This window comes from Sporomusa sp. (assembly GCF_035561255.1).
Lineage (GTDB): Bacteria > Bacillota > Negativicutes > Sporomusales > Sporomusaceae > Sporomusa.
This window is the reverse complement of the sequence record NZ_DATMXX010000243.1, coordinates 13,626-40,079: the sequence shown is the minus strand read 5'-3', so window position 1 is coordinate 40,079 and position 26,454 is coordinate 13,626. Positions and strand designations below refer to the sequence as shown.

Here is a 26,454-nt window from a genome sequence, read left to right as displayed (position 1 = left end):
CTTAAAATCAGGGAGGAAAAAACATGAGTACCAGTTCAGTTTCAAGTACGACAAGTTATTGGAAAACGCCCACCACTACTGCTGCAGACACTGACAGCACCACAGGGACTAGTTCACTGGATTTTGAAGATTTTGTGGAATTGCTGGCAACAGAACTCAAATACCAGGACCCGCAGGATCCTGTAAGCAGTACCGAATATGTGGCTCAGTTGGCTCAATTTGGTGCGCTGGATAAGCTTAACACAATCGGCAATAGTGTCGATGCTTACCAGGCCTACGACCTGATCGGCAAGTCTGTTACTTATGCGACTACCGATGCCTCCGGAGCGTCAACAAGTGCCACTGGCACAGTGGATTCGGTAACTGTCAAAAGTGGTACCGCCTATTTAAATATTGGCAGCACACAAATCGCACTTAGCTCGGTTTCACAGGTAGCTGAGGCAAGCAGTTAAGCCCTTTAGCAAGTATTAAGAAATAATCAGCTGGGCTTCGTGCGCGGGGAGGCTGACATCTATTTCTGAACGACTGATGAAATAGAATTTTGGGAGGCAAATTTATTATGATGAGTTCAATTTATTCGGGAGTTTCCGGTCTCAAGGCGCAACAGACTAAACTTGATGTGATCGGTAACAATATCTCGAATGTGAGTACAATCGGCTACAAATCACAAACAGTGAGTTTTGCCGACCTGTTAAGCCAGACGATTAGCGGCTCCACTACAGCCAATGCTGCTACCGGTACTGGCGGCACAAACGCCAAGCAAATTGGTACTGGTGTAAGTGTGGCGTCGACGTCGACCAATATAGCCACAGGCAGCACCCAGTCAACAGGCAACTCCAGCGATGTCTCCATCAGTGGCAGCGGGTATTTTATTGTGCAAGGCGGTAGCAGTGGTGAGTATCAGTTTACCCGGGCCGGCAATTTTGGGGTAGATTCCAGCGGCAATCTTACGGTTAACGGATATACGGTCTGCGGGTGGATGGATTGTACCGAGAATGCTGATGGAACCTATACCTACAATACCCAGACAGACGTTGAACCCATTAACATATTCTCAGATAGTTACACCGGAAATAAAAAGATCAGCGCGCCTGCAGCTACTAGCACAGCAACCGTTAGCGGCAGCGTAGACTCGGGGGCTGATGCCCAGGCAGCGGCAGCAACAACAGGCAGTGCTGCCAATGCTACCCTAAACGCCACCGGACTGACAGCGGTAACAGATGATGCAGGTACTACTTTTGCCGGCACTATTACGGTGAACGGCACCAGTGTTACTATTACAGCCGGCGATACTGTGCAAACAATCATTGACAATATTAATGCCGCAGGTGCAGGCGTCACTGCGGCCTGGAATGCCGGTGACGGCTCCAACGGCTATATCAAGCTAACCTCCACTGCTACCGGCATTACGGCTGCTATTGAATTAGGCGGTACTAATGATACCTTAGCCAAGCTTTTCGGGGCCATAGACGGCACTACCGACACAACCAGCACCAGTGTGTCGGCTGCCGGTACTAATTATGACAGCAGCAATCCTGACGCAACGACCACCTTGCAGGTGTATGATGCTTTGGGGAATAGCTATGACGTACAGGTAAATTTATATAAATCGCAGGTTACCACTTCTGATGGTCAGTCAGTAACAAGCTGGTACTGGGAAGCGGCATCCTCCGATTCAGGATTGGTTTTAAGCAATAACAGCGGCACTGTTGCTTTTGATGGCAATGGCAAGATTGTGGATAATGATACCTATGATACCTCGTTTACGCTTAGCTTGACGCCGACAAACGGAGCAGCGGCCTCGACCGTTACGCTGGATTTATCCAAAGTAAGTTCTTATGCAAGCAGCAGCAGCGATAGTCTGACTAATGTTACCGATGGTTACGCTTCCGGTACTCTGGAAGATTATACTATCGGCACAGACGGAATCATCTACGGGACTTATAGTAACGGACAGACCGAGCCGCTGGGCATGATTGCCCTGGCTACTTTTACGAATCCGGCAGGTCTGGAGAAGATTGGCAGTAGTTTATATGTGACCAGCAATAATTCGGGCAACTTTACCGGTGGTGTGGTGGCAGGGACCAACGGCACCGGCTCATTGAGCGCCGGTACGCTGGAAATGTCCAACGTTGATTTATCAGAGCAATTCAGTGAGATGATGATTACCCAGCGGGCCTATCAGGCCAGCAGCAAAATAATCAGTGCAGCCGACGAGTGTTTGAAAGCTGCTATTAACATGGCCGGTTAGCCATGGGATCAACATTCGGCGGTTATAGCATAGCACTTACGGGCATGAGAGTGAACCAGGCGGCATTAACAGTTACCAGCCATAATATAGCTAATGTGGATACTGCCGGCTATTCCCGTCAGGTAATAGCCATAGAAGAGACCGTCAATGATCCGACCAGTAGCAATTCAGTCGGTACCGGGGCGACTGTGGCCGAGATAAAACGGGCTCGCAACCAGTTGCTTGACAACACCTATCGCCAGCAGAACACCGAAGTCGAGTATTGGGCAAGTAAAAGCGGCACTTTGGATTATCTCCAGGAAATATTAGATGAGTTTGCTGCCGATGACGGTTCGGCTGATGACGGTTTGCAGCAGACGATCCAGAATTTTTTCGACAGCTGGGATAATCTGGCTTCAGATCCCAGCAGTGTTAGCAGCCGTCAGTCAGTAGTGGAAAATGCCGCTTCCCTGCTGGATACACTCAGCCAGATTGACGAACAACTGCAGTCATTGCAGGCAGATGCGTGTACGGCAGCGGGGGATATAGTTGATGAAATTAATGATATTGCCAGTCAGGTATCAGCCTTAAATTTACTGATTACCAAAGCTGAAGCCAACAGCGGCGAAGCCAGCGATCTAAGAGATCAACGCGATGACCTTTTAGATCAGTTATCAGCCTATACAAATTTTAGCTCTCAGGAAGCAAGCAGCGGCATGGTATCAGTCTTTATTGGCGGGGTGGCGCTGGTAAACGGAACGAAGGCCAACAGTTTAAGCATCAGTGGTGACGGTTCGACAGCGAATCCACTGCAGGTGACCTGGACAAGTACGCAAACTACTGCAAAAATTACCGGCGGTTCTTTGAAGGCTTGTCTTGAAGATGCCGATCAAAGCGGATTTTCAGCGATCAGTGATACTGATAATTATAACTTTACAGCAACTGCAACTAGTTCAATCAGTACGCTGCGGCAAGGGTTAAATGACCTGATTACCACGATAGCCAACAACATTAACTCACTCCACAGTGCCGGCACTGATCTTGACGGCAATACCGGTCTTGATTTCTTTGTCGTCGTGGATGCCAGTCAACCTTTGAGTATCAGTAACATCCAGGTTAATCCGGAAATCACGGCAGATGTGAATAAACTGGTTGCCGGTTCAGAGGGTGATGCCGGCGATAATACTGTCGCTAATGCGATCAGCAGTTTGCTTGATGAAAAGCTTTTTCAATATAATGGCTTATCTCAGGATCTTACCGGTTTTTATCAATCGGTCATTGCCTGGGTGGCAACCGCGGGGAGTAATGCGGAAAGTGCCTATGATGTACATTCCACGCTGGCGACCCAGGCCGATAACCAAAGACAGTCAATCTCATCGACTTCACTTGATGAGGAAATGTCTAACATGATTAAGTATCAATCTGCTTATAGCGCCGCCTCACGGGTATTGAGTACGATTGATAACCTGGTAGGCGGTATGATTGAGGAATTAGGGTGATAGGGGGTGGGTAAATGGCTTCAACATTTGCCGGACTAAGTATTTCTACACGGGGTTTGTTTACCAGTGCGGCGGCACTGGCGGTTACCAACAATAATATTAGTAATGCCAATACTGTGGGTTATTCCCGCCAGGTAGTCAATCAGCAGGCCGTAGGGCCTGCTGCCGTCTATAACGGTAACTATGTTGGCTCTGGTTCTGAGGTAACCTCGGTCACAAATATCCATAACTTCAGGCTTGACCAGAAATACTGGCGGGAAACCGGACAGCTTGGCGAGCTGCAGACCAAGTCGGACATGTTAAGTCAGGTTGAAGCGGTTATTGGCGATACTGATGATGATTCGCTAAGTGCGGTCATGGAAGATTTCTATGCGTCAATGGAGGATTTCGCCTCAGACCCGACCAGTTCGGCAACCCGGGCGGCCATGAAAGAGGCCGGTGTGGCTGTCTGCGAATATCTTAATACAGTATCAGCTCAGTTATCTCAACTTAAGGAAGATAGCAATTCTGAGGTGCAGACAGCAGTTGATCAAATAAATGCTTATGCTACTCAGATAGCCGAGTTAAATACGAAAATCCGCATAGCAACTGCAGCCGGTTCCTCGACCAATGAACTGGAAGATCAACGCACACTGCTTATTGACCAGTTGTCCAGTTTAGCAGATGTTGAGGTTACTCAAACCGTTGTTGGCAAATTGCCTAATGGTGCGGACGATGTCCAAATCTCTGTTTCAATAAGCGGTGAGACGTTGGTCAGCAATGATCAGGCCAAACAATTGGAATGCTATGAGAATGAAGAAGGTATGTATAGTATCCGGTGGCAGGATACTGGCACAGACTTTGAACCTGAAGGCGGCCAGCTAAAAGCTTATTTTGATTTGAGGGATGGCGATGGTACCGGCTCCCAGTATAAAGGGATTACCTATTACAGTAATCTCCTGGATCAATTTGCCAGCACCTTTGCCGAGGCTTTCAACACTGTCCATAGCAGCGGCTATGGCCTGGATGGTTCGACCGGTGTTGATTTCTTTGCCGCCAGCGATTCTGCGGCCAGTATTACGGCCGCGAACATCTCACTGTCGGCGGAGGTACTTGCAGATACTGATAAAATTGCGGCTTCTTCCTCGGCGGATGGTGGCACAGATAATAATGAAAATATGAATGCCTTGATCGAATTATGTGAAGAATCTAAGCTGTTTGGCAACAGTACTGCCGGAGATTTTATTAATTCCATTGTTTCGACACTGGGAACAGCCAGCGAGCACGCCCAGACAATGACCAGTAAACAGAGCTCTTTTGTTACTAATATTGATACCCGCCGCCAGTCGGTGTCAGGTGTTTCCATCAACGAGGAGACGGCCAATCTGACTAAATATGAGGCGGCGTATAACGCCTCGGCCCAGATGATCAGTGTTTGGCAGGAGATATATCAAACGACTATCAATATGGTCAATACCGACTAAAAGGGAGGCATATTGTGCGTATTACTAATAGTATGATGACAGCTGCCTCAGTACGGAACATTAATATGAATATGGAACGGCTGAGTAAGGCCCAAACGCAGGTTTCGACAGAATGCAAGATCCAGCAGCCGTCTGATGACCCGGTTGTGGCGTCACGGGCTATCCGCTATCGCAGTTATGTTGCCAGGGTCGAGCAGTACCAGAAAAATGTGGATAATGTTACCTCCTGGCAGAAAGTGACTGACAGTGCTATGAGTGACCTGAGTGATATTATGCAGCAATTAAAGGAATTAGCAGTTAAAGGATCAACGGACGCGCTCAGTGACAGTGATTTGGCAGCAATAAAAGAAGAGGTCACCCAATTGCAGCAGTCAGCCATTGACGCATTAAATACATCGTATGGCGGTCGGTATGTTTTTGGCGGCTATGCCACCGATGTGGCGCCATATTCATTAGACAGTGACAATAATGTGCTGTTTAAGGGCCAGCTAGTCAGTGATTTCACTGACAATGGCGAGGATCAGGCGATCAAATCCAATATCGGTTATGGCAGTGCTGTTAGCATCAATGTGGAAGGCCAGGATGTAACCGGCATGGGCGACGGCAATCTCTTCGCTACCTTTGCCAAAGTTATGGATGGACTTGATAATGGTGACACCACGGCCATAAGCAGCTGCCTGGATGATATTGAAACTAATTTTGACACAATCCTGGCAGCACAAGCGGACCTGGGGGCCCGTATGAACTATGTGAGCATGGTTGGGGACCGCCTTGACAAGGATTATACAACATATAAAGAACTGATGAGCAACAATGAGGATGTTGATATAGCCGAAGCCAGTGCTGAATCGACTACAGCCCAGGTTGTATATGAAGCATCTTTGTCTGTCGGTGTCAAGGTAATGAGTAAATCGCTGCTGGATTATCTGGCATAGATCCGGAAGATAAATGAGGGGGGAGGGAATTACATGGCAAGTTCTAGCGGGACAGTCACGACAACTACAGTCAATGGTACAACACGGCTTACCGGGCTGTCATCTGGTATTGACGTAGATTCTATTGTTGAGCAGCTTATGACTGCCGAGAAAACTAAGCTAAACCGGCTTAATCAGCAGGCCCAGTTAATTGAATGGAAACAAGAAGCCTACCGCGATGTAATCAGCGATATACAGACCTTTACCGACAAATATTTCAATGTAACTTCTTCTAGCAGTATTATGCGGGCAAGTACTTTTAAGGCATATTCTGTTACGAGCAGCAGCAGTGCTGTTACTGCTTCTTATACAAGTGCTGCAACAACAGGTTCACATACCGTTGCGGTTAGCCATCTGGCCACAGCCGCCACAATGAAAACCAGTACCCGGTTATCAGGGGATATAGTGGGAACGGCGGCTGCCGGCTATACAGCAGCCGCTGGCAAAAGTTTCGTCATCACGGTGGACGGCACAGACTATACTGTTGATTTGGGCGATGATGTAGCTGCTGCCGCCGATATCCAGACTGCCATAGATAATACAGTAGGTGAAGGCAAGATTTTGGTCAGTGAGGATGAAAGCGGGGTATTAACCATTGCGGCCGCCGATAATAGCGGTGTCCAGGCCGTTTCAATCAGCGATGCTAACAGTAACAGCGCTTTAAGCTCTCTGGGGCTTGAAGACGGTATGTCTAACCGGATTGATACATCAAGTACGCTGGAAGAATTAGCAGGAACCATGGCCAGCAGCTTTGACTTTGATAGTGATGGCCAAGTAATTATGTCAATTAACGGTGTCGGCTTTTCGTTTGATAAAGATACTACGCTTGATGAAATGATAACAGAAATCAACGACAGTGACGCCGGAGTAACCATGAAGTATGATGAACTGTCAGATCAACTGATACTGACAGCGGACCAGACTGGTGCTGGTAATACTCTTAAAGTGACTGAGACTGGCAGTTCATTTTTAACTGCTGCACTGGGGACAACAACAGCCGGAACGGATGCCAAGCTGACGGTTGATGGTGTCAGTCTTACCCGCAGTTCCAATACGGTTACTGTTGACGGCATCACCTATACGCTTAATAAAGAAACAGCAACCGGTGATGAGGCCACAGTCAATATAGCGCAGGACACTGATGCTGTTTACAGCAATATTACCAGTTTTGTCGATGCTTATAATGAGTTAATCAGCAACCTTAACTCTTTGTTGTCAGAGGAGTATGACTCTGATTACCCACCGCTGACAGATGATGAAAAAAGTGAAATGTCTGAGGACGAGATTACAAGCTGGGAGACCAAGGCTAAAACTGGATTGCTGGCAGGTGACACAACCTTACGCAAGTTTCTGCGAAATATGCGCAACGCTTTGATTGATTCTGTTGCCGGCTTATCTACCAGCATTACCGAGATCGGAATTACCACAGGCACTTATGATGAACAAGGAAAATTGTATGTTGATGAGGATAAACTTAAAGAAGCTCTTCAGAGTGATTCGGCCGGGGTCATGAATTTATTTACCCAGGCATCTGCCAGCTATCCGGGAACTACGACGGTTCGCAGCATGAATGCCAGCCAACGGGCGACAAGGTATAGTGAAGAAGGTCTTGGTTACCGTATCTATGATATTTTACAGGATAATATCTCAACCCTGCGCGATACAAGTGGCAATAAAGGGTTGTTGATTCAAAAGGCCGGCGTGGAAAATGATGCGTCAGATAGCAGTAACGTGCTGAGTGAGCAGCTTGAGAAGCTTCAGGAACGGATTACGAAGGAAGAGGATCGGTTGGATGCTAAAGAAGACAGTCTGTATGACAAGTACACTACATTAGAGACCTATATTAGTACTATGAACGCTCAATTATCAGCCTTATCGTCTTATCTCACGTCGTCATCATCATAGGAGGAACAGCATGAAACAGGAGGGTTTTTTGGCTTATTTGACGCAAAAATTGGAGATAATAGAAAAGATTAATATCAACACCCAGACGCAATGCCGTTTTGTCCATAGACGGGAGATGCGGGGGCTAAACCGGTTGCTCAGAGAGCGGGCCCTGTTGATTGATCAACTTGTTACGGTAAATAGTAAATTAGTAAATGAACGTAACTGGGAACAGGTGGATGAGATTCAAACTATGGTCAAGGTAATTGAAATAAAGCAAAAGGAAGTTCTCGACGGCTGCGATCAAGTTCTCCAGGAAGCTCTGGCTGAGCACAAGAAAATCGCGGCTGAACTTAGTAATTTTAAATTGATGCGCCAACTGAAAGGCCGGTATGTGCAGCAGTGGACGGTTATGGCTGCAGGACAGCGGTTCAGTGCTAAAGGCTGATACAAAATGACAGCCCTGCTCGTTAAAAATAATGAGCAGGGCTGTCATTTTGTACAAACGTACACCAATAAATAAAACAGATTGGCTAATTCAGCCAATCTGTTTTATTATATTAGACTAATTCAATTATTGTAAGAGGGTCAATACTTGTTGTGGTAACTGGTTAGCTTGGGCCAGCATGGCAGTAGCCGCCTGATTGAGAGTGCTCAACTTGGTGTAGTTTGCCATCTCTGAGGCCATATCAACATCGCGGATGCGGGATTCGGCCGCAGTCAGGTTTTCACTGGAAGTAGTTAAGTTGTTGATTGTATGTTCCAAACGATTTTGAACAGCGCCAAGTTTAGAGCGTTGAGACGATACCATCTGGGTGGCGGTATCAATTGTCGATATGGCTATTTCGGCAGACTCCTGACTATTGACGTCAATGTTTTGTACACCGAGGCCTTTGGCAGACATATCGCCAATGTCGATCGTAATATCCTGGCCGGTGTTGGCACCGATAAGAACAGTGGCAGTGCCATCGCTACGTTGGTCTTCGGCCTTCTGGGTCTGTGTAAATGCTGAAAGCGCGTTAGTTGCAGTAGTATTTACACTGGTAGTTGTAGTATCGTTGCCGCTGGAATCGGTGCTGGTTGAAGTGTGACTTACGCTAATTGTCAATCCGTAAATAGCGTTTTCTGTACCCCCGGTTGCGGCAGTGGCAGTTAATTGGTCGCCTGAATTAGTGCCAAATGTAAAGTTGCTATCAGAAAGATCGGAAAGCGCCGTAGTGTCATCTACTGTTATTGTTGTGCTGGTTAATGCTCCGTCCATCATGTAGCTGACGGTTACGGTATCACCTGATGCAATGCCAAGCGAGGCCCCGGAGGAGTCGGTCAGGGATGTTAAGAGTGTAGTACTTGCTGTTGTGGCAGTAGAAAGCGAGGTATTGGTCTGTATGTTGACCGAATCTGCAGTAACTGCTTTACCCATTGAGCCGTTCAGTAATTTTTTTGTGTTGAACTCAGTAGTGTCGGAAATTCGGTTGATTTCTTCCACTAGAGTATCAACTTCATCCTGGATGGCTTGACGGTCAGCATCGGTATTGGTGTCACTTGACGACTGGACTGCCAATTCACGCATCCGTTGGAGAATATCTTCGGTTTCAGCCAGTGCGCCTTCAGCTGTCTGAGTCAGCGAGATAGCATCCTGAGCATTGGCACTGGCCTGATCGAGACCACGGATCTGGCCGCGCATTTTCTCGGAGATGGCCAAGCCGGCGGCATCGTCGGCTGCACTGTTGATGCGGTAGCCTGAAGATAATTTTTCCAGTGATGAATTCATGAGACCATTGTTTTTGTTTAACTGATTATAGGTATTCAGAGCCGACATGTTTGTGTTGATAACCATTCCCATAATAAATTCCTCCTTGAATTTTAAATGTTAGCTTCCGTGCATTTTAGCAACGGGCAGAGTTTTGATTCACTCCTTTCGTTCTTGTCTATTAATAAAATCGCGGGCATTTGTTTATCAAATGTTAAATAAAGTATTAGACAAATATTAAATAATGAAATATGCCGCTCCTTAGCAAAATAAGAGACCACCGGCTTTTACCGGTGGCCCTGGATGTTAACCATTTAATTAGTGCATTATTAGAAACTATTGCCGGCTAGTTTGCAGCACTAGCCGCTCTGGGTTTGCCGTACAAAGAATAGCCTACGCCCCATACTGTTTTTAGATTAGTAATATTGAGTTTTTTGCGCAGGTAATGGATATACAAATTTACGGTTGTAAACTCTGCTTCCGAGTAATAGCCCCATACTTTTTGGATAATCTGTTCTTTAGTTACTACCCGGTCGTAGTTGCGGATTAAGAGTTCTAGCAACTGAGATTCTTTTAAAGTTAGCTGAATGATCTCGCCTGATTTTACTACCTGGCAACGCATCGGGTTGAGCACCAGGTCATCGGCAACCAAGACGTTTTCCGTTAATTCTTTGCCGCGGCGGCGGGAGAGGGCCTGTAGTCTGGCTAATAATTCAACTGAAAAGAATGGTTTGATTAGGTAATCGTCGGCACCGGCATTTAAACCTTCCGCGCGGTCATCGGGAGAATCTTTTGCAGTTAGAAAGAGAACCGGGGTATCGTGACCCAGACTGCGGAACTCTTTTAGCACCGAAAGACCATCCTGATAGGGTAACATTCGATCCAGGATAATAATGTCATATACCCCTGTGCAGGCCATATCAATCCCTGTCTGGCCATCCAGAGCCGCATCGACCACATAGCCATTTCTTTTTAACAAATGAGATAAGGAGTCCACTAATCTACTTTCATCCTCTACTAGTAGCAGTTTCATCTAAAACATCCTTTTAATGCCACAACCTTGTGAATGTTTTTCCGTCCATGGATGTTTTTATATTTTTATTATATTAGCCCAGGGCGTGTTACCCGCACGTAGGTTTGGAAACATTGACGTCTTGTAAGGAATAACCTATGCCGCGTAAGGTCTTAATCCCCAGGATATTTAATTTTTTGCGTAGATAATGAATATATAGATCAACATTGGCACGTGCTGCCCGGGAGGAGAGGCCCCAAATCTTTTTCAATATAAATTCTTTGGTAACTACTTGACGGTAGTTACGCATCAGCAACTCTAACAATAAGGATTCCTTTACTGTTAGCTGAAAGGTCTCTGCTCCTTTAACGACCTCACCGCGCAGTGGGTCTAATATTAGACCTGCTGCACTAAGTGATGTACCGACTAGCTTTCTGTCTTTGCGGCGTGCCAGGGCACGCAATCTTGCCAGTAGTTCTTCGATTGTAAAGGGTTTGGCCAGATAATCATCTGCTCCGGCATCTAAGCCTTCAATGCGATCGGAGGCAGTATCCTTTGCTGTTAAGAACAGGACTGGGGTTTCATACCCTTTATTACGAAACTCTTTTAATAAAGCTATGCCATCATTATTTGCGAGGATTCGTTCCAATATTATAATGTCATAAACTCCAGTACAGGCCATTTCAATTCCAATATCACCGTTTGGCGCAGAATCAACCCGGAACCCTTCCTTACATAATAAACAAGACAATGCTGCAACTAATTTGCTTTCGTCGTCCACTAGCAGCAACTTCATGTAAGTCATCCTTTACGGCCACAGCCTTGTGAAAAATTTTCCTTCCCTGGACACTTTTCTATTAATATTCTCGCAGATAATTATTGGAAATTTGTTTGGTTTACCTATTATCCTTTAATAAAATTAATAAATGGTTAATATTTGGGAAAACTCAAAGGGAATTCTGCGATAGCAATAAGAAAATAAGCGTTCATCCCTGGTGGGATAAACGCTTATTTGTATGTAATTAGCTGTGACAGGAACCGCTGGTTACTTTGTTGAGGCAACCTTGGATACTGTACCGGTACTCGCATCGGTAGCGTTGCTGCTCTGCAGGGGTGGCGGCGGGGGTGGATTTAATAATTTGCTTTGCATATTTTGGAGGTCTGAATCAGTGGTCGAACTATTGGTATCTGTGCTGCCGGTATTACTGGCGTCGCTGCTCTGAGCGCTGGGCGGTGGCGGGGGAAGATACTGTTCGGGAATCAGGGATTGGCTATCATTTGAAAGCTGAAAGATGTCACCATCAGTGTTGCTGCTAGTCGCTTGTATAGTTGTGGTGTCTGTTGAGTCCTCTGATAAGGCCGTAGTGGAAGTAACACTTGAGCTGGTCTGGGTATTGTACAGGGCCCAGTTTCTCAGAGATGAAATGTTCATGGTTTAACCCCCTATTAGTTGATCTTTGATAACACATCAAGCATATCGGGGGTAAATCTTTAGAATATATTTGCAAATACATTAGATAAAATTAATCTATCATAACCAGATCAGAAAAGGGTAAGCTGACTACAGTTATCAATAATATTATTGAACATCTGGCTATTTTACCATATAGGGTTGAATTTTCTCTTGTAGATGACTCCAGGAGCGTTTAGAGAATACAACCGGCAGCGAAGCCTCTTTAGCTTTACGTTTAATTAATTCGGCGATATTATGGGATATGTAATCTGTTATGACTAAGACTAAATCTGTATTTGCCGGTATTTGAATGTCCTCAGAAATCCGTTTGCGACCTTTAAAATGCTGCAGGGTTTTCACACCTGCCTTTGAAAGATTGGATGGTATATTGCCTAACACGTCGGCACCTACGATAAATACTGACATAATATCACTCCTATCAATTGAAAATTATTATCATTCTCAATTACATTATAAAGGATGCAATGCATCACGTCAATAGGACAATGTTAAAATATGACCATCGCTTCTCCGCAAAGAGAAGCGATGGTCATAGAAAACAACCACTATTCTGCCAGCGAGTCGTAGACGCTTTGATTTTTTTTCACACAAGGTTCGTCTTGTAAATGTTTACTTCTGTGATTTCCAGATATAACATTATCCATAGCCTGCCCGGCAGCTGGCAGTATGGTAGTTGATTGGACTCGGGTTTTAAATCTTAAATAGGATCCATTTGCCCGATAGGCCATTAAAATCACCTCATTTAATCGAAGGGTTGTCATTGGTTTGTTCAACGGCTATTAATTTAACATCTGTTTGATAGGTTAGCGGCATTGTGCTGGCTACATCAAAATAGGCGTCGGCATAGCTAGCGGCAATGACCGGCTCGCCGGTTTCCTGACCGTCAATAATAACACGGTATATTGTCATACCATTTCTCCTTTACGCTTATTTACTGGACAGTTAAGTTATTTAGGGCGTAAAGGTTTGGTTTGTATGTTTGAAATCGCCATTTTTTCACCTCCGGTATTAGTTTGTCCCGCTAACGACCAAACTGGCATTGACAAAAATGTCCAAGAAAAGTACAATAAATACGTAAATTCTTCTACCAGCATGCTGATAGCGTGCTTTTTTTCTTACCAACTAATATGGGGAATAGGATAGGCGAATATGATTACAGTACGGGAAAAAGTAAGGTTTGTTGAAACAGACATGATGGGCGTGGTACACCATTCCAATTACTTTCGCTGGTTTGAGATGGCCCGAGTGGAATATTTGCGGCAGGCCGGGGTACTGCTCAATAATTTAATGGCTGAGGATATTGTTTTTCCGATTACTGATGTGGACTGTAAATATCGTATGTCAGCTAAATTTGACGACTATATACTTATTGAAGCCGTGCTGTCCGAAGTGTCGAAAGTAAAGATGGTTTTTACCTACCGGGTATTGCGTGAACACGATGGTGCGCTTTTGGCTACCGGATGTACGCAAAACGCATTTACCAATAAACAGGGGAAGATTACTCGCCTGCCGGAACATTATTTTAAAAAAATAAGTAGCCCGTTGCCAGATAAGGATTGTTGATAGACACGGATACAACAATCCTGTCTTTTGCATATTATATATGGCGCCAAGGGAGACTAACTTGATAGGAGGTGGCGTCATGGGAGATAATGCGCCAATCGGGATTTATGATTCCGGACTCGGCGGGCTTACGGTGGTCAAAGAGGTACTTAGCCTGCTGCCTGGGGAAGATATAATATATTTTGGCGATACTGGCCGTACCCCTTATGGTTCGCGGCCGACAGCTGAAATTTTGGGGTTTATGCATGAAATCTTGACTTTCTTTTCTGCTCAAAAGGTTAAAATGGCGATAACGGCCTGTAATACCATGACCGCTCTTGGTCTGGAGCAGGCCAAAACAGAATTTCCGTTTTTATTAATCGGCGTCAACAATGGCGTTAGTGCTGCTCTGGCAGCCAGCCGGAGCAAGCGGATAGGGGTTATTGCCACTGAGGCTACCATCAACAGCGGCAAGCATGTCAAGGCCATTAAGGCTGAAGACCCGGCTGCATATGTTTGTCCCCAGGCCTGCCCCAGTTTTGTTCCGCTTATTGAGCAGGAAAAATTGTTCGGGCCTGAAATTGAAACATCAGCCAGAGAGTATCTTCAGCCGCTTATCGACAGTGGGGTTGATGCATTGATACTCGGCTGTACCCACTACCCGTTTATCAGCCCGCTCATTCGGGATATTATGGGGCCAGAGGTTGTACTTATCGACCCGGCCCGGGAAACAGCAGCTGAGGCGCGTACTAAACTTGCCCATAATGACAAGCTTGCTACCCGGGCGCAAGGCCGGGTGCGGTTGTGTTTCTCAGCTGATTTGCCACGGGCAGAGCGGGTGACGGCTTGTGCCATCGACTTTCCCCGTTCACAGGGTTTAGCCCCAAGGTTTGAATTAGTTAACCTGCAAGATTTTTATTTAGAAGTTTAAAATACAGGGTTTCTTGCCGATACCCGATGCGGAGGCACTAGTATGGAATTCTTAGCTATTGTACTGATTCTCGTGTTAGGCGCAGCTGTTGGCATATGGCTGTACATTGCAAAACAGGGGGATGCCCATTTTCAGTTTATTGTTGACCAACGTACTGATTTTACTCTTACAGAGATCACTCAAGCTACTGCAACCTTCAGTGCCACGGTGCCATTTGTCAATAAAGGCACTCAGGACGGTACGCTGATGGATGTCTTTCCCCGGCACTTTTTGCCTTACGAACAATTTGACGCTGTAGATACCCGGGCACGCCTGACGCTTGACAGTGCTAACCGCAGCGATGGTTATTGGGAGGCCTATATTGTTCCCTTTAATACCGGCGGGGCAATTATTTTGACAGTAGAATTTACAGCCAAAGCTGGCGATATTATGGATGCTCTCAAAGACATGGTTGATATGCCTATTGACATTGTCTTTCAGGTGGTCGCCCGCAGTCCTTGGTATATCGATAAAAACCGGCTGATTATGACAGCAGGCGAAATCCAGAAGGCTCTTGCCGCTGGCTCGCAAGCTGCGGTCAGATAGGGGGAATACAGATGACAGAGCAGGCGCTAGAATTAAAACCGGTACCTACCCGGATTCTTACAGATAAAGATAATATTGTTGATATTATTGAGAAATACGCTAAAGACGATATTGGTCCCCATGACGTAGTGTCGGTTGCTGAAAGTGTTGTGGCGATTACTCAGGGGCGGGTCGTGCGGCCTGAAGAGCTCACTCCATCGTTTTTGGCCCGGATACTGTGCCGTTTTGTGCCGCAGAAAGGCAGTTTGTCCAGTGTGTATGGTATGCAGTCGGCAATGAATGCCGAAGGCAGCGGACGGGTTGCCTGGGCCATGTTTCTTGGTATGATGGGAAAATTGGTAGGCCGGCACGGACTCTTTTATGAACTGGCCGGTGAACAGGCTGCGTTGATTGATGATGTTACCGGAACGATGCCACCCTTTGATAAACATCTTGTGTACGGACCGGCTGATCCTAACGGTGTGGCCGAAGCCATAAAAAAACGGCTGGGTTGTTACGGAGCGGCTGTAGCTGATGTCAATGATCTCAAGCGGGCGGCAGTACTGGGTGTTACTCAAGGCCTCAATCCGAAAGAAGTAGCACAGATACTTATCGATAATCCTTTCGGCAACGCCAGCCAGAAAACACCGATTGTTATTATAAAAAACTACGGTTTAGCTGCTCAAAAAGTGACAGCACAATAATTTGACTTTTTCAGCAAACAGAGGGTAGGCAAACTATCCTCTGTTTTAAATATCTAACGAAATAACGGGAACCTATATAGGAGGCGTGATTGATATGGCCCGCATCGGCATTACAACTACTGTGCCGGTCGAGATTATTTTAGCAGCAGGGCACATCCCTGTTGATTTAAACAATATCTTTATTACCAGCCCGGAGGCCGGTCGCATGGTGGATACGGCTGAAGATGCCGGTTATCCACGGAATATTTGTGGCTGGATAAAGGGATTATACACAGTTGTGGTTAATAAGAAACTTAATGCTAGTTTTGGCGGTATTGACAAGGTCATTGCCGTTACCCAGGGTGATTGCAGCAATACACATGCGCTTATGGAAACCTATGAGTTGGCAGGTGTTGAGACAATTCCCTTTGCTTATCCCTTTGACCGCGACTACGACTTATTGAAACTCCAAATGGAAAAATTGATGACTGTTTTAGGGACAGACTGGGAAGCCGTTAATACTGTTAAACAACAATTGGATAAGCTGCGCCTCAAAGTAGCAGAGATTGACCGGCTTACCTGGCAGGAAAACACAGTAAGCGGTTTTTATAATCATTTATTTCAGGTAAGCTGCAGCGACTTTAATAGTGATGTGGGTATCTTCACCAAAGATGTAGACAACTTTCTGGACCTGACTGGTAATGCGAGCGAGTATGCTGATGAATTAAGACTAGGCTATATCGGTGTGCCGCCAATTTTTACCGATTTGTATCCTTATTTAGAAACTATGGGAGCCAGAGTAGTATATAATGAGGTGCAGCGGCAATTTGCCATGCCATTTGTCACCGCTGATATCGTAGAGCAATACCGGCTATATACATATCCTTATGGCGTATTTGGCCGGATTAAAGATATGCAGGCCGAGATCGAGCGACGCAATCTTGATGGTATCGTTCACTATGTGCAAAGTTTTTGTTTTCGTCAGATTGAGGACATTATACTGCGTGAAAAACTGGATGTGCCTATTCTGACAATTGAAGGCGATAAACCAGGTAAAATTGACGCCAGAACCAGATTACGGATTGACAGCTTTTTGGAAATGCTGCGTTAATACCAGGCTGGGTAAAGGAGGCAACGCTATGCGGTGTGGCATAGATTTAGGCAGTCGCAGCGTAAAATTGGTGGTTATGGATGCTGGTTCAAACGAACTTACGGCAGCTACTGTTTATGAAACCGCCAGGTTCTACCGGGAGTACGGTCTAAGGACTGACAGCGGTCTGGCTGTAGACTTTGCCGCGCTCGGATTTCCGGAGGTTTCACAGCTGACAGCCACTGGTTATGGGCGCAATACCATTAATATTGTTGGTGCAACAATAATCCCTGAGCTAAAAGCTCATATGCTGGGGGCGATTGCCCAGACCGGGCTGACCGATTTTACGCTGCTTGACTTAGGCGGTCAGGACAGTAAAGTGATCAAAGTGCGTAAGCGCAGGATGGTGGATTTCCAGACCAATGACAAATGTGCGGCAAGTACCGGACGGTATCTTGAAAACATGGCAACTGTTCTTGGGATTGGATTGGAAGAATTGGCAGACTATAGTGATAACCCGGTGGAACTTAGCGCTACCTGCGCTATTTTCGGCGAGTCTGAGCTGATTGGGCGGATTGTGGAAGGGTTTAGTGTGGCTGAGTTGTCAGCCGGTGTAAATTACACTATTTATAAACGGATAAAACCTATGCTGAGTGCATTAAAAAGTGACAAGATTGTTTTTACTGGCGGTGTAGCATTAGGTGGTGCTATTAAACAGTTTATTACCCGGGAAATGGGTGTGGAGGTTATTGTGCCGGAACACCCCCAGCTCAACGGGGCGATTGGCTGCGCGGTACACAACTAGCCGGCCAAAATGGTTTGGAGGCGATCAATTTGCTGCTGGGAATTGATGTGGGTGGAACCTTTACTGATGCGGTAATCATTGCAAATGGCCGCATTCTGGCGTCAGCGAAAACTCCAACTACGCACAAGGCGTTGTTAAGTGGTATTGTAACAGCCATTGACAAGGTACTTGGGGACCTTGATGCAAGCCGGATAGAGCGGGTGGCATTGTCAACAACTATTGTGACGAATGCCCTGGTGGAGGGACAGACTGATAAAGCAGCCCTGTTATTAATGACTGGGCCAGGGCTTAACCTTACCGGACTGGTGCCGGCCCAACCCTGCTTTTTGTCAGGGTATACCGATCATCGTGGCCGGGGGAGGGCTGCGCCGGACAGAACAGAGGTCGCTGCTATTTGCCGTGAGCTAAGCGGTACTACCGTAGCGGCTGTGGCCGGCAAGTTTGCCGTGCGCAATCCGGCGCAGGAACAACTGGTGGCCGGGTGGGTGGAGGAGTATCTGAAACCTGCTTATATATCACTGGGAACACAGGTCTCCGGGTCCTTAAATTATCTTCGCCGGATTAATTCGGCCTATTATAACTCAGCCGTGTGGCGAATATTTAATAAGTTTACTGTCGCCACTGAAGCGGCGCTGGCCGAGCGGGGAATCAGTGCACCTGTCTATATTTTGAAGGCTGATGGCGGTACAATGCCGCTGGCAGCAGCTAAGGTTAGGCCTGTAGAGGCTATCTTTACCGGACCGGCGGCCAGTGTGCTAGGTATTATGGCATTGGCTAACCCGGCAGAACCGGCAATATCGTTAGACATCGGCGGCACTACAACCGATATCGCCTTATGGCAAAAGGGTGTGCCACTATTTGCGCCAGGTGGGGCTAGTGTGAACGGCTATCCGACGGCGGTACGCTCGTTCTGGCTGCGCTCAGTGGGCATTGGTGGTGACAGCTACGTCCGCCGGGAAAATGGCAGCCTTGCGGTCGGGCCTATGCGGCGCGGCCCGGCGATGTCCGACGGCGGGCCGGAACCTGCTGTGTCTGATGCGCTCCGGGTAGCCCGGTTGATTGACTATGGTGATTTGGAGCTTGCCAGGCATGCTATGACCAAGGTCGCTGCAGACGGCCAGACGCCGGAAGATGCAGCGTGGGCAACCCTGCGGGTGGCGACAGGCACTGTGTGCCGGACAATACGTGAGATGCTGACTGAGCAGGCGACAAAACCTGTGTACAAAGTTGAAGATATTATGTATGGAGAAAAGTATCAGCCAGAACTTATTATCGGTGTAGGTGGTGCCGCTCTGGGGCTTGCACCACTGGTAGCTGAGCAATTGGAATTGCCGTGGCAGGTTCCTCAGGGGTATATGGTTGCTAATGCCGTAGGTGCGGCCTCAGCCCGGTCGACGACAGAAATTACTCTTAGGGCCGATACTGCGCAGGGTTTTTATACTGTACCTGAGTTGGGCATTAAGCAGCAAGTTGATAAGAAGCGGTTTACGCTAAAAGAGGCCTGGGCTGCAGCAGAGGTTCATCTTGGTGACCGGGCGACGGCGGGCGGAATGGCAGAGGCTGCTGTTCATAGCGAGCGGCTGTATGAGGAAGAATTTAATGTCATTCGCGGGTTTAACACCATTGGTAAGATTATGACCTGCAGACTGCAGGTAAAACCAGGGGTATTGATGCCGGTATGTGCGCAGGAGGCGGGACTATGAGGGATAAGTCGCTGGGGTTAGTGTTCTTTCCCGCTTTTGACTGGGCGATAACACCGTCTCATCCGGAGCGTGAAGAACGCCTGCTATATACACGTGACCAGATTGTTGAAGAGGGTCTGCTGGATCTGCCGAATATTAGAGAATACCGTCCGCAGCTTGCTAAACTGCAGGATGCGGAACGCGTCCATATCGGGGTGCCGGGGATCGCTCCGCTGATTACCGACGCTCACCTGGTGTCAGCCGGCGGTGCGATAACCGCTGCGGAGGCCGTTATGCGCGGGGAAGTGAGTAATGCCTTTGCGCTGGTACGCCCGCCCGGGCATCATGCCATGCGGGTGGTGCATGGTATCCGGGGGTTTTGTACGATCAACATTGAAGCGATCATGGTAGAATATCTCCGGCGCCATTACGGAATTAAGCGGGTGGCGATTGTCGATACCGATGTTCACCACGGTGATGGTACGCAGGATATTTTTTATCATGACCCGGATACACTATTTATCTCCCTGCATCAGGATGGCCGTACGTTGTATCCGGGGACCGGTGCGATGTCTGAACTGGGCAGCCCGGCGGCATTCTGCTCCACAGTCAACATCCCGCTGCCACCCGGAACCACGGACAAGGGTCTTCATTATGTGCTTGATCAGCTTGTTTTACCAATGCTGGAAGATTTTAAGCCAGACATGATTATTAACTCTGCAGGGCAGGATAATCATTACAGCGACCCGCTGGCCAATATGGCGATTACAGCCCAGGGCTATGCGCGTCTGACAGAGAAGCTGCGCGCCGACATTGCTGTCCTTGAAGGCGGCTATTCAATCGAAGATGCACTGCCCTACGTTAATACCGGTATAATCCTCGCTATGGCCGGCCTGGATTACAGCCGGGTGGTAGAACCGGATATTGAGCGCTGCCCGCGTCAAACTGAGGCCAATACCCAGTATATTGCCAGGCTGGTAGCTCAGTGGCAGGAAGTCTGGAGTGGGCGGGATGAACTCCGGCGCCAGGCTGTTGCCAAAACCGGAGACTATTGGCAGCGGCACCGGAATATCTATTATGATGATAGCGGCATTCAGGAACAGCAGAGTGAAACAGTACGGCTTTGCCCACACTGCCATGGCTATCAGACCGTATCAACGCAAGCCGAAGGCGCTCCCTTCGGGACAAAATCAGCCTTTGCTGCTGTTATCCCCCGCCAGAGCTGCAGAATCTGCCGGAGTCAGGCGCAAGATGCCGTACATAAAGCAAAAAAAGACGGCAGGCATGACCACTATTTTCTTCAGGACAAAGAGCAGGATACATTAGAAAAAGTTTAAGAAAAATATCTATCTTTTGAGGAGGTCACTATGACCAGAGCAGACGGACGTGCAGTTAATGAATTACGAAAAGTTAAGATTACCCGCAATTATTTAAAATATGCTGAAGGCTCAGTGCTTGTTGAATTTGGTGATACCAAGGTTATCTGCGCTGCAACTATTGAAGATAAAGTACCGCCGTTCTTAAAGGGATCAGGCGAAGGCTGGGTCAGTGCGGAATACTCGCTCATGCCGCGCTCGACTCAGAGTCGTAATGTGCGTGAGGCTGCCAGAGGCAAGTTGACTGGACGGACCCATGAGATTCAGCGGTTAATCGGCAGAGCTTTGCGGAGTGTCATTGACCTTAAGGCGCTGGGGGAAAAGACAGTATGGCTTGATTGTGATGTTGTGCAGGCTGACGGCGGTACCCGGACTGCCGCCATTACCGGTTCGTTTGTGGCGCTTGTTGATGCCATAAACAGCATTTGGGGGGAGAGCCCCAAGCCGTTTCCAGTGAAAGACTTTTTAGCGGCTGTCAGTGTTGGTGTTTTACCTGCCGGAGTTTATCTTGACTTGTGCTACAGTGAGGACTCAACCGCTGTTGTTGATATGAACCTGGTCATGACTGGCAGTGGTCAGTTTGTTGAAGTCCAGGGAACAGGTGAAAAAGGAACATTTACGCAGACCCAGTTAAATGAGATGCTGACTGTCGGTGGCCAGGGTATTGAACAACTACTGGATATCCAAAAAGAAACGCTTGGCAAGCTGGCATGGAAAGTGGGCCGGGAGGGATAAGAGTGCAGCAGGTAATCAAAGAGATTATTGTCGCCACCAAAAATACCGGGAAAGTGGCCGAGTTTAAAGTAGCGTTAGGCACACTGCCTTATAAAGTGACCTCATTAGCTGATTTAGGTAATTTTCCTGAAGCACCGGAGAACGGTGAAACTTTTGCTGAGAACGCCTGCGCCAAAGCAGAGTTCTACGCCCGTTTAACAGGCAAGTTGTGTCTGGCTGACGATTCGGGACTTGAGGTTGATTATCTAAAGGGTGAACCGGGGGTGTATTCGGCAAGATACGCGGGTGAACATGCCGGTGATCAGGATAACAATAAAAAACTGATCGATAATTTGATTGGCGTGCCTCCTGAGAAGCGCAGCGGTAGATTCCGCTGTGTGCTGGCATTGGCTGATGCAGAGAAAATTCTCCTTACTGCCGAGGGTTTCGTAGAAGGGGTCATTCTCGATGCGCCGCGCGGCGAGCAAGGATTCGGTTATGATCCGCTGTTTTTGATGCCGGCAATAGACCGTACGCTGGCTGAAATGTCGCATGAAGAGAAAAATGCAATTAGCCACCGCGGCCAGGCAATAAGAGCATTGGTCAAACAACTGGCGGCGTTAGAAAAATGAGAATTGGCGTTGTCAGTGACAGTCATGGCGACGTAGGTATTTTAAAACAAGTGATTGCTGCCACCGGTCCGGTTGAACATTGGCTGCATGCCGGTGACTATTACCGGGATGGGTGGCGGCTCGCTGAGATGACAGGCCTGACGGTGACGGTTGTTGCGGGTAATTGCGACCGGACCAATGCCGTACTGGCCGATGAGTATATCGAACTGGCCGGTAAAAAAATCTGGCTGACCCACGGACACCGGTATAATGTAAAATATGGCGTAAATGAACTGGCTTGGTGGGGCAGACAATATGGTGTTGATGTGGTGGTGTTTGGTCATACCCATATTCCATACAACCACCATCATGACGGAATACTGCTATTTAATCCTGGCAGCCCGAGAGCGCCGCGCGGTGGATCAAAACCAGGTTGTGGCCTTTTAGAGATAAATGCAAATGGTACTATTGAGGGACTTATCAGGGAACTATAACCTTGCCATACGGCAAGGTTTTCTTTTTGCACTTACATAAGGATCAGGGCATATATTAATACACGGCGATAGTAAAGTATTGGGGGTGAAGCAGAGATGGAAGGAGCTGGCGTTGGCATTCGTGCTTTATCTACAATTGTTGACGGTATTATTCTTGCGGTAATCGGTGGAGCAATCACGGCTGGGCTTGGCGGAGCCCATTATCTATGGTCGATGCTAATCGGCTTTTGTTACTACACCTATTTCGAAAGCTATAATGGTGCTACTCCGGGTAAAATGCTGTGCGGGCTTAAGGTAGTGAAAACTGACGGGACTCCTTGTGATCTGAATGCAGCAGCTGTTCGTACTGCCTGTAGGCTTATTGATGGCTTATTTGTTTATCTTGTGGGTGCGGTGCTGATATGGACATCTGTAAATAATCAGCGTTTGGGAGACCGGTTGGCAGATACTTTGGTTGTTAAGGTACAGTGAGTGCAACAGTTTAATTAAATACGCTTATGTAAGCAAAAAGCTGATAAAGGAGCAGGTCTCTGACCTGACTCCTTTATCAGCTTATATTGTACAGACGTTTAGCTGGTCTTCTATCTGGGTAATTTTAAACCATACAGTTCCGTTTGATCACTTAGGATTAATTAATAAAGAACCACATGATTTTACTTGTTGCAGTTATCTAATTTAGACTGTAGCTCATCGATCCGGGATTGTAAAATTTTTATTAGTTGCTTATCCTTGATAAGCGACAAATTTAATCTTGCAGCAGTAAGAGAACCTTCAATACCCGCTTTGCTCACCAATAAACCCACCTGCAAATCACCAAGCACACTTGGTTTGACCTTTGTTAGCAGCATTATACCGAATTCCAGGGCTTCAATACTATCACACGCTACCTTTAAGGGTATTTCTGTAGCCTCTAAAGCCGCTGTTTGCATGGCCGCTCTACGCCTTTTTTCTTCTTCGAGGGTAGTTTTTTTCAATTTATAGGCAGCAATTACCTTATTATAGGCTTCCGCATCTTTATCAATATAGCTTAACAAGTTGCTATGTATGATGGCCAAACGTACTTGTGTCTTTTTAAAAAGCACGAGAAATTCTTCTGCCCCTGGATATCCATAGGAAGAGCTTATCGCCATTTCAATCAAAGAAACCCCCATAAGACCTGATAACGCAGTAACACAACCTCCTGCCGGCATGACAGATTTTGATGAAGCCACTTTCTGGGCAAAATTTATAATACTTAAATGTGTAAGCATGCTACTCAGCCTCCCTTCCGTCAAATTATCCCTTCGTGGGTAGCTAGGGGCGCTGGCTGTTAAACCAGCCTGACATATAGTGCGCATAGTACTATCTTACACAAAAAAGGCTCGAATTACCGTGATTCTAATCACTAATTCGAGCTTCTTGGGAATAATTCCCCTTTTATTAACGCTTATTATTTTATCTTCGCAACCGGTCTGAAAGATATTTAATTCTTATTAATAAAAGCTCTGCTTCCTTCTCCTTTTGTACTAAACAATGCAATAGCTTTTGTGTATTGTTTAAATCGTCACCGGTTAGTTTGGCTATTTTCCCATTCTTATGAAATAGAACCCTGAGTTTTGACCATATGCTTTTTACAACAATGAAGGTAAGCAGTATACTGCCGCCCGAATATATAAGGCCACCAAACATCCTAATAAAAAGATATGGTCTTATCAACTGATTTGTATCCCCGATGCTTAGCCCGATGACTCGCCAGCAGTAGGCCTGCAGCCCACCGGCAAGTAATAGGCCAAGCCCCATAGTTAACAATCCTGAGTTTAGAGCAAGCAAGGCTATCCAGCACCACCGGTACATTTTGGGGGTAAGTAACACTTCGGTAAAAAGCATATAAAAGCATATGGCCAGGACCAGAAAGCCAAATACGCCGAATAATGCAAAGTGCGAATGAGCGGAAGTAATATATGTGCCATGTACAAACCGGTTTAGGGGAGGATAAGCCATAAATAACCCTAAAAATCCGGCCCCGGAAATATGGTAAAACATACTGCAGCCAACCAGGGCGGTCGTTATTTTGTCACGATATGACAGACTGGAAAATTTGCTAAACTTAGCAGACTTTACGGCAGTATATAATAATAACAACACTGGCAAGACTTGCATGGCGCTAAAAATGCCACCAATCCAAAGCCATATGGCTGGTACCCCTATCCAATAATAATGATGCCCGGTGGCCAATATCCCGGCTAAGGCTGCAAATGTTATCTCTAAATATATCGCGGTTTCTACCACCCGTCGCTCTGCTCCGGTAACCTTGATCAATAAAGCTGACAATACCCCTGTTCCGATCAATTCTAAGGACATTTCCTCCCATAAGTGAACAACCAGAAACTTCGTTATTTCATCAACTGTTGGGTGACTATATGACAGGATATTGGGTACATAAAAAATTATTAGTGTAAAACTACCTGCCAAAATACTAATAAGAGTAGCCCGCCCTCTGGGAACACCTGAAAGCAGGTAAGTACGTACCAGATTATAGCCTAGCAATAGCACAGAGGCAGCAATAGCCAATTTCAAAGGCCAAATGGCCTCAAGGTACTCTCTGCCTTCATTAAAGCCTAACAGCAGCGATCCTAATATTAAACCTACAGTACCTGTCAATAACCAAAAGTTAAGATCAATTAACCGAAAGCTGTAAATTTCCCGACCTGCCTCCTGGCAGAAAAAGAAATAAATGGCCCCAATCATTCCTATCAAGGGCCAAAACATACTAATATTCAAATGAAATGCCCTTCCGTTTGAATACGAAATAGGTAAAGCTATGTCAGGAAAGACAAGCTCTATTGCTCCGCCGCTTGCCACCACCCCTTGCAGGCCAAAAAACAGATAGGCGACTAGGGCATATTTATAGCTTAGATGTTGTGATCGAAACAAATGATTAACTCCCTAACGGTTTTTGGATAGCGAAGGTACCTTGCTTTCAAATATGGGGCGAGGCGGCCAATCTAAAATTTCCATCGAATTGATAAAATTAAAATAGGCAAGAATATTGTCTGCTTCCTCTTCGGTTAATTGAATATGTTTCTTGTTCATTGATCCGCTTATCACCGGAGGGTAAATTAAGTAGCTTTTTAGCGCCTCTGTGCCAAGATTTTCATATGTTTTAGTAAGATCACCGCCTGAATATCCACCGTTTCCAAAGAGGGTATGACATTCAATGCAAGCTTTTCGCTGAAATACTATTTTTCCTCTTTCTGCCTCGGGCGGTATTGGTTGCAAGTTATCCCCGGTTATCGAATAGTATATTAACCAGGTAAATGTAGCCATAGAAGTAAGGAGAATAGCTAAAAATCCTTTATGGCCAATCTTCATGATTCCTGCTCCTTGCTGGTGGTAATAGTATGATATAATTTGAGGTTTTTATTGCAACCCCGCCCTCGTATCAGTTAACTTGCACATTTGCCTTTATTTTATTCTCAAAATAGCAGGGACAAAAGCCCCGGGGCAGGTTTCGATTGGTAATACTGAGTAGATCTGTTGCAACTTGCAAAGAATGTGTATGAACATTACCGCAATTGCAGCGGATTTTCTTTTCTAGGTGGAATTTCTAGCAGAATGTTCTTGATTTTTGGCACATGCTATGGGATAATAATAATGTAGAACTAAATTGGATTAATCCATTAATCCAATTGATTGG

28 protein-coding genes are annotated in these 26,454 nt (G+C 46.5%); 19 read left to right on the top strand and 9 right to left on the bottom strand.

Features of this window, described 5'->3' with window-relative positions:
• Positions 1-23 precede the first annotated feature (23 nt).
• The 7 genes from VN379_RS13800 (at position 24) to VN379_RS13770 (ending at position 8,498) form a co-directional block, all read left to right on the top strand.
• The gene (locus VN379_RS13800; RefSeq protein WP_325534779.1) at positions 24-452 is read left to right on the top strand and encodes a flagellar hook capping FlgD N-terminal domain-containing protein; all 429 of its coding nucleotides are present in this window, start codon (positions 24-26) and stop codon (positions 450-452) included.
• A 107-nt stretch (positions 453-559) separates the two neighbouring features.
• On the top strand, positions 560-2,251 hold the full coding sequence (locus VN379_RS13795) for a flagellar hook-basal body complex protein (RefSeq protein ID WP_325534777.1): 1,692 nt from the start codon (positions 560-562) through the stop codon (positions 2,249-2,251).
• A 2-nt stretch (positions 2,252-2,253) separates the two neighbouring features.
• Positions 2,254-3,729, top strand: coding sequence for a flagellar hook-associated protein FlgK (gene flgK, locus VN379_RS13790; RefSeq protein ID WP_325534775.1), 1,476 nt, complete (start codon positions 2,254-2,256; stop codon positions 3,727-3,729).
• A 14-nt stretch (positions 3,730-3,743) separates the two neighbouring features.
• Positions 3,744-5,192, top strand: a complete 1,449-nt coding sequence (gene flgK, locus VN379_RS13785; RefSeq protein WP_325534773.1) for a flagellar hook-associated protein FlgK — start codon at positions 3,744-3,746, stop codon at positions 5,190-5,192.
• A 14-nt stretch (positions 5,193-5,206) separates the two neighbouring features.
• Entirely contained in the window at positions 5,207-6,127 is a 921-nt protein-coding gene (gene flgL, locus VN379_RS13780) for a flagellar hook-associated protein FlgL (protein ID WP_325534771.1), read from the top strand.
• 33 nt (positions 6,128-6,160) lie between these two features.
• Positions 6,161-8,071 (top strand): flagellar filament capping protein FliD, encoded by a 1,911-nt coding sequence (gene fliD, locus VN379_RS13775; protein ID WP_325534769.1) that lies wholly within the window; start codon positions 6,161-6,163, stop codon positions 8,069-8,071.
• Between the two features lie 10 nt (positions 8,072-8,081).
• Positions 8,082-8,498, top strand: a complete 417-nt coding sequence (locus VN379_RS13770) for a hypothetical protein (RefSeq protein ID WP_325534767.1) — start codon at positions 8,082-8,084, stop codon at positions 8,496-8,498.
• 126 nt (positions 8,499-8,624) lie between these two features.
• Here the strand turns inward: VN379_RS13770 and VN379_RS13765 are convergent, their stop codons facing one another.
• The 6 genes from VN379_RS13765 to VN379_RS13740 all read right to left on the bottom strand — a co-directional run bounded on the left by VN379_RS13765 (position 8,625) and on the right by VN379_RS13740 (position 13,195).
• Entirely contained in the window at positions 8,625-9,893 is a 1,269-nt protein-coding gene (locus tag VN379_RS13765) for a flagellin (protein WP_325534765.1), read from the bottom strand.
• A 253-nt stretch (positions 9,894-10,146) separates the two neighbouring features.
• Positions 10,147-10,833, bottom strand: coding sequence for a response regulator transcription factor (locus VN379_RS13760; protein ID WP_325534763.1), 687 nt, complete (start codon positions 10,831-10,833; stop codon positions 10,147-10,149).
• An 88-nt stretch (positions 10,834-10,921) separates the two neighbouring features.
• Positions 10,922-11,608 carry a response regulator transcription factor gene (locus VN379_RS13755; protein WP_325534762.1) on the bottom strand — a complete coding sequence of 229 codons (687 nt, stop codon included), beginning with the start codon at positions 11,606-11,608 and terminating at the stop codon, positions 10,922-10,924.
• Positions 11,609-11,857: 249 nt separating this feature from the next.
• Positions 11,858-12,244 carry a hypothetical protein gene (locus VN379_RS13750; RefSeq protein WP_325534760.1) on the bottom strand — a complete coding sequence of 129 codons (387 nt, stop codon included), beginning with the start codon at positions 12,242-12,244 and terminating at the stop codon, positions 11,858-11,860.
• A gap of 162 nt (positions 12,245-12,406) precedes the next feature.
• On the bottom strand, positions 12,407-12,691 hold the full coding sequence (locus VN379_RS13745) for a DUF2325 domain-containing protein (RefSeq protein WP_325534758.1): 285 nt from the start codon (positions 12,689-12,691) through the stop codon (positions 12,407-12,409).
• A 333-nt stretch (positions 12,692-13,024) separates the two neighbouring features.
• The gene (locus VN379_RS13740) at positions 13,025-13,195 is read right to left on the bottom strand and encodes a hypothetical protein (RefSeq protein WP_325534756.1); all 171 of its coding nucleotides are present in this window, start codon (positions 13,193-13,195) and stop codon (positions 13,025-13,027) included.
• A gap of 240 nt (positions 13,196-13,435) precedes the next feature.
• Here VN379_RS13740 and VN379_RS13735 point away from each other — a divergent pair, with 240 nt between their 5' ends.
• From VN379_RS13735 to VN379_RS13680, 12 genes are all read left to right on the top strand, one after another.
• Positions 13,436-13,849 carry a thioesterase family protein gene (locus VN379_RS13735; RefSeq protein ID WP_325534754.1) on the top strand — a complete coding sequence of 138 codons (414 nt, stop codon included), beginning with the start codon at positions 13,436-13,438 and terminating at the stop codon, positions 13,847-13,849.
• Between the two features lie 79 nt (positions 13,850-13,928).
• Positions 13,929-14,759: a glutamate racemase gene (gene murI / locus VN379_RS13730; RefSeq protein ID WP_325534752.1), complete on the top strand. Its 831-nt coding sequence runs from the start codon at positions 13,929-13,931 to the stop codon at positions 14,757-14,759.
• A 42-nt stretch (positions 14,760-14,801) separates the two neighbouring features.
• Positions 14,802-15,344, top strand: a complete 543-nt coding sequence (locus VN379_RS13725; protein ID WP_325534750.1) for a hypothetical protein — start codon at positions 14,802-14,804, stop codon at positions 15,342-15,344.
• 11 nt (positions 15,345-15,355) lie between these two features.
• The gene (locus VN379_RS13720; RefSeq protein WP_325534748.1) at positions 15,356-16,027 is read left to right on the top strand and encodes a coenzyme F420-0:L-glutamate ligase; all 672 of its coding nucleotides are present in this window, start codon (positions 15,356-15,358) and stop codon (positions 16,025-16,027) included.
• 94 nt (positions 16,028-16,121) lie between these two features.
• A complete protein-coding gene (locus VN379_RS13715) occupies positions 16,122-17,117 on the top strand; it encodes a 2-hydroxyacyl-CoA dehydratase family protein (protein ID WP_325534746.1) in 996 nt (331 codons plus the stop codon).
• Between the two features lie 28 nt (positions 17,118-17,145).
• A complete protein-coding gene (locus VN379_RS13710; protein ID WP_325534744.1) occupies positions 17,146-17,901 on the top strand; it encodes an acyl-CoA dehydratase activase in 756 nt (251 codons plus the stop codon).
• 29 nt (positions 17,902-17,930) lie between these two features.
• Positions 17,931-19,604 carry a hydantoinase/oxoprolinase family protein gene (locus VN379_RS13705; protein WP_325534742.1) on the top strand — a complete coding sequence of 558 codons (1,674 nt, stop codon included), beginning with the start codon at positions 17,931-17,933 and terminating at the stop codon, positions 19,602-19,604.
• Positions 19,601-20,920, top strand: a complete 1,320-nt coding sequence (locus VN379_RS13700) for a histone deacetylase (protein ID WP_325534740.1) — start codon at positions 19,601-19,603, stop codon at positions 20,918-20,920. The genes VN379_RS13705 and VN379_RS13700 overlap by 4 nt, the downstream gene beginning before the upstream one ends.
• 30 nt (positions 20,921-20,950) lie before the next feature.
• Entirely contained in the window at positions 20,951-21,694 is a 744-nt protein-coding gene (rph, locus tag VN379_RS13695) for a ribonuclease PH (protein ID WP_325534738.1), read from the top strand.
• A gap of 2 nt (positions 21,695-21,696) precedes the next feature.
• Complete coding sequence (locus tag VN379_RS13690; RefSeq protein ID WP_325534736.1) at positions 21,697-22,305, top strand: XTP/dITP diphosphatase; 609 nt, start codon at positions 21,697-21,699, stop codon at positions 22,303-22,305.
• On the top strand, positions 22,302-22,778 hold the full coding sequence (locus VN379_RS13685; RefSeq protein WP_325534734.1) for a YfcE family phosphodiesterase: 477 nt from the start codon (positions 22,302-22,304) through the stop codon (positions 22,776-22,778). The genes VN379_RS13690 and VN379_RS13685 overlap by 4 nt, the downstream gene beginning before the upstream one ends.
• 96 nt (positions 22,779-22,874) lie before the next feature.
• Complete coding sequence (locus VN379_RS13680; protein WP_325534732.1) at positions 22,875-23,249, top strand: RDD family protein; 375 nt, start codon at positions 22,875-22,877, stop codon at positions 23,247-23,249.
• 182 nt (positions 23,250-23,431) lie between these two features.
• On the opposite strand, the gene VN379_RS13675 is transcribed toward VN379_RS13680, so the two are convergent.
• From VN379_RS13675 to VN379_RS13665, 3 genes are all read right to left on the bottom strand, one after another.
• Positions 23,432-24,028, bottom strand: a complete 597-nt coding sequence (locus VN379_RS13675; RefSeq protein WP_325534730.1) for a cyclodeaminase/cyclohydrolase family protein — start codon at positions 24,026-24,028, stop codon at positions 23,432-23,434.
• Positions 24,029-24,212: 184 nt separating this feature from the next.
• Positions 24,213-25,691 carry a cbb3-type cytochrome c oxidase subunit I gene (locus VN379_RS13670; RefSeq protein WP_325534728.1) on the bottom strand — a complete coding sequence of 493 codons (1,479 nt, stop codon included), beginning with the start codon at positions 25,689-25,691 and terminating at the stop codon, positions 24,213-24,215.
• Positions 25,692-25,703: 12 nt separating this feature from the next.
• Entirely contained in the window at positions 25,704-26,129 is a 426-nt protein-coding gene (locus tag VN379_RS13665; protein ID WP_325534726.1) for a c-type cytochrome, read from the bottom strand.
• Between the last annotated feature and the right edge of the window lie 325 nt (positions 26,130-26,454).

Coding starts and splice junctions, on each gene's coding strand:
- VN379_RS13750 (WP_325534760.1), bottom strand. CDS start 12,244: ATGAACATTTCATCTCTGAGAAACTGGGCCCTGTACAATACCCAGACC.
- VN379_RS13700 (WP_325534740.1), top strand. CDS start 19,601: ATGAGGGATAAGTCGCTGGGGTTAGTGTTCTTTCCCGCTTTTGACTGG.
- VN379_RS13725 (WP_325534750.1), top strand. CDS start 14,802: ATGGAATTCTTAGCTATTGTACTGATTCTCGTGTTAGGCGCAGCTGTT.
- VN379_RS13715 (WP_325534746.1), top strand. CDS start 16,122: ATGGCCCGCATCGGCATTACAACTACTGTGCCGGTCGAGATTATTTTA.
- murI (WP_325534752.1), top strand. CDS start 13,929: ATGGGAGATAATGCGCCAATCGGGATTTATGATTCCGGACTCGGCGGG.
- VN379_RS13765 (WP_325534765.1), bottom strand. CDS start 9,893: ATGGGAATGGTTATCAACACAAACATGTCGGCTCTGAATACCTATAAT.
- VN379_RS13675 (WP_325534730.1), bottom strand. CDS start 24,028: ATGCTTACACATTTAAGTATTATAAATTTTGCCCAGAAAGTGGCTTCA.
- VN379_RS13740 (WP_325534756.1), bottom strand. CDS start 13,195: ATGACAATATACCGTGTTATTATTGACGGTCAGGAAACCGGCGAGCCG.
- VN379_RS13680 (WP_325534732.1), top strand. CDS start 22,875: ATGGAAGGAGCTGGCGTTGGCATTCGTGCTTTATCTACAATTGTTGAC.
- VN379_RS13735 (WP_325534754.1), top strand. CDS start 13,436: ATGATTACAGTACGGGAAAAAGTAAGGTTTGTTGAAACAGACATGATG.
- VN379_RS13685 (WP_325534734.1), top strand. CDS start 22,302: ATGAGAATTGGCGTTGTCAGTGACAGTCATGGCGACGTAGGTATTTTA.
- VN379_RS13710 (WP_325534744.1), top strand. CDS start 17,146: ATGCGGTGTGGCATAGATTTAGGCAGTCGCAGCGTAAAATTGGTGGTT.
- VN379_RS13745 (WP_325534758.1), bottom strand. CDS start 12,691: ATGTCAGTATTTATCGTAGGTGCCGACGTGTTAGGCAATATACCATCC.
- VN379_RS13795 (WP_325534777.1), top strand. CDS start 560: ATGATGAGTTCAATTTATTCGGGAGTTTCCGGTCTCAAGGCGCAACAG.
- VN379_RS13720 (WP_325534748.1), top strand. CDS start 15,356: ATGACAGAGCAGGCGCTAGAATTAAAACCGGTACCTACCCGGATTCTT.
- fliD (WP_325534769.1), top strand. CDS start 6,161: ATGGCAAGTTCTAGCGGGACAGTCACGACAACTACAGTCAATGGTACA.
- VN379_RS13760 (WP_325534763.1), bottom strand. CDS start 10,833: ATGAAACTGCTACTAGTAGAGGATGAAAGTAGATTAGTGGACTCCTTA.
- flgK (WP_325534773.1), top strand. CDS start 3,744: ATGGCTTCAACATTTGCCGGACTAAGTATTTCTACACGGGGTTTGTTT.
- VN379_RS13770 (WP_325534767.1), top strand. CDS start 8,082: ATGAAACAGGAGGGTTTTTTGGCTTATTTGACGCAAAAATTGGAGATA.
- flgK (WP_325534775.1), top strand. CDS start 2,254: ATGGGATCAACATTCGGCGGTTATAGCATAGCACTTACGGGCATGAGA.
- VN379_RS13755 (WP_325534762.1), bottom strand. CDS start 11,608: ATGAAGTTGCTGCTAGTGGACGACGAAAGCAAATTAGTTGCAGCATTG.
- VN379_RS13800 (WP_325534779.1), top strand. CDS start 24: ATGAGTACCAGTTCAGTTTCAAGTACGACAAGTTATTGGAAAACGCCC.
- rph (WP_325534738.1), top strand. CDS start 20,951: ATGACCAGAGCAGACGGACGTGCAGTTAATGAATTACGAAAAGTTAAG.
- VN379_RS13665 (WP_325534726.1), bottom strand. CDS start 26,129: ATGAAGATTGGCCATAAAGGATTTTTAGCTATTCTCCTTACTTCTATG.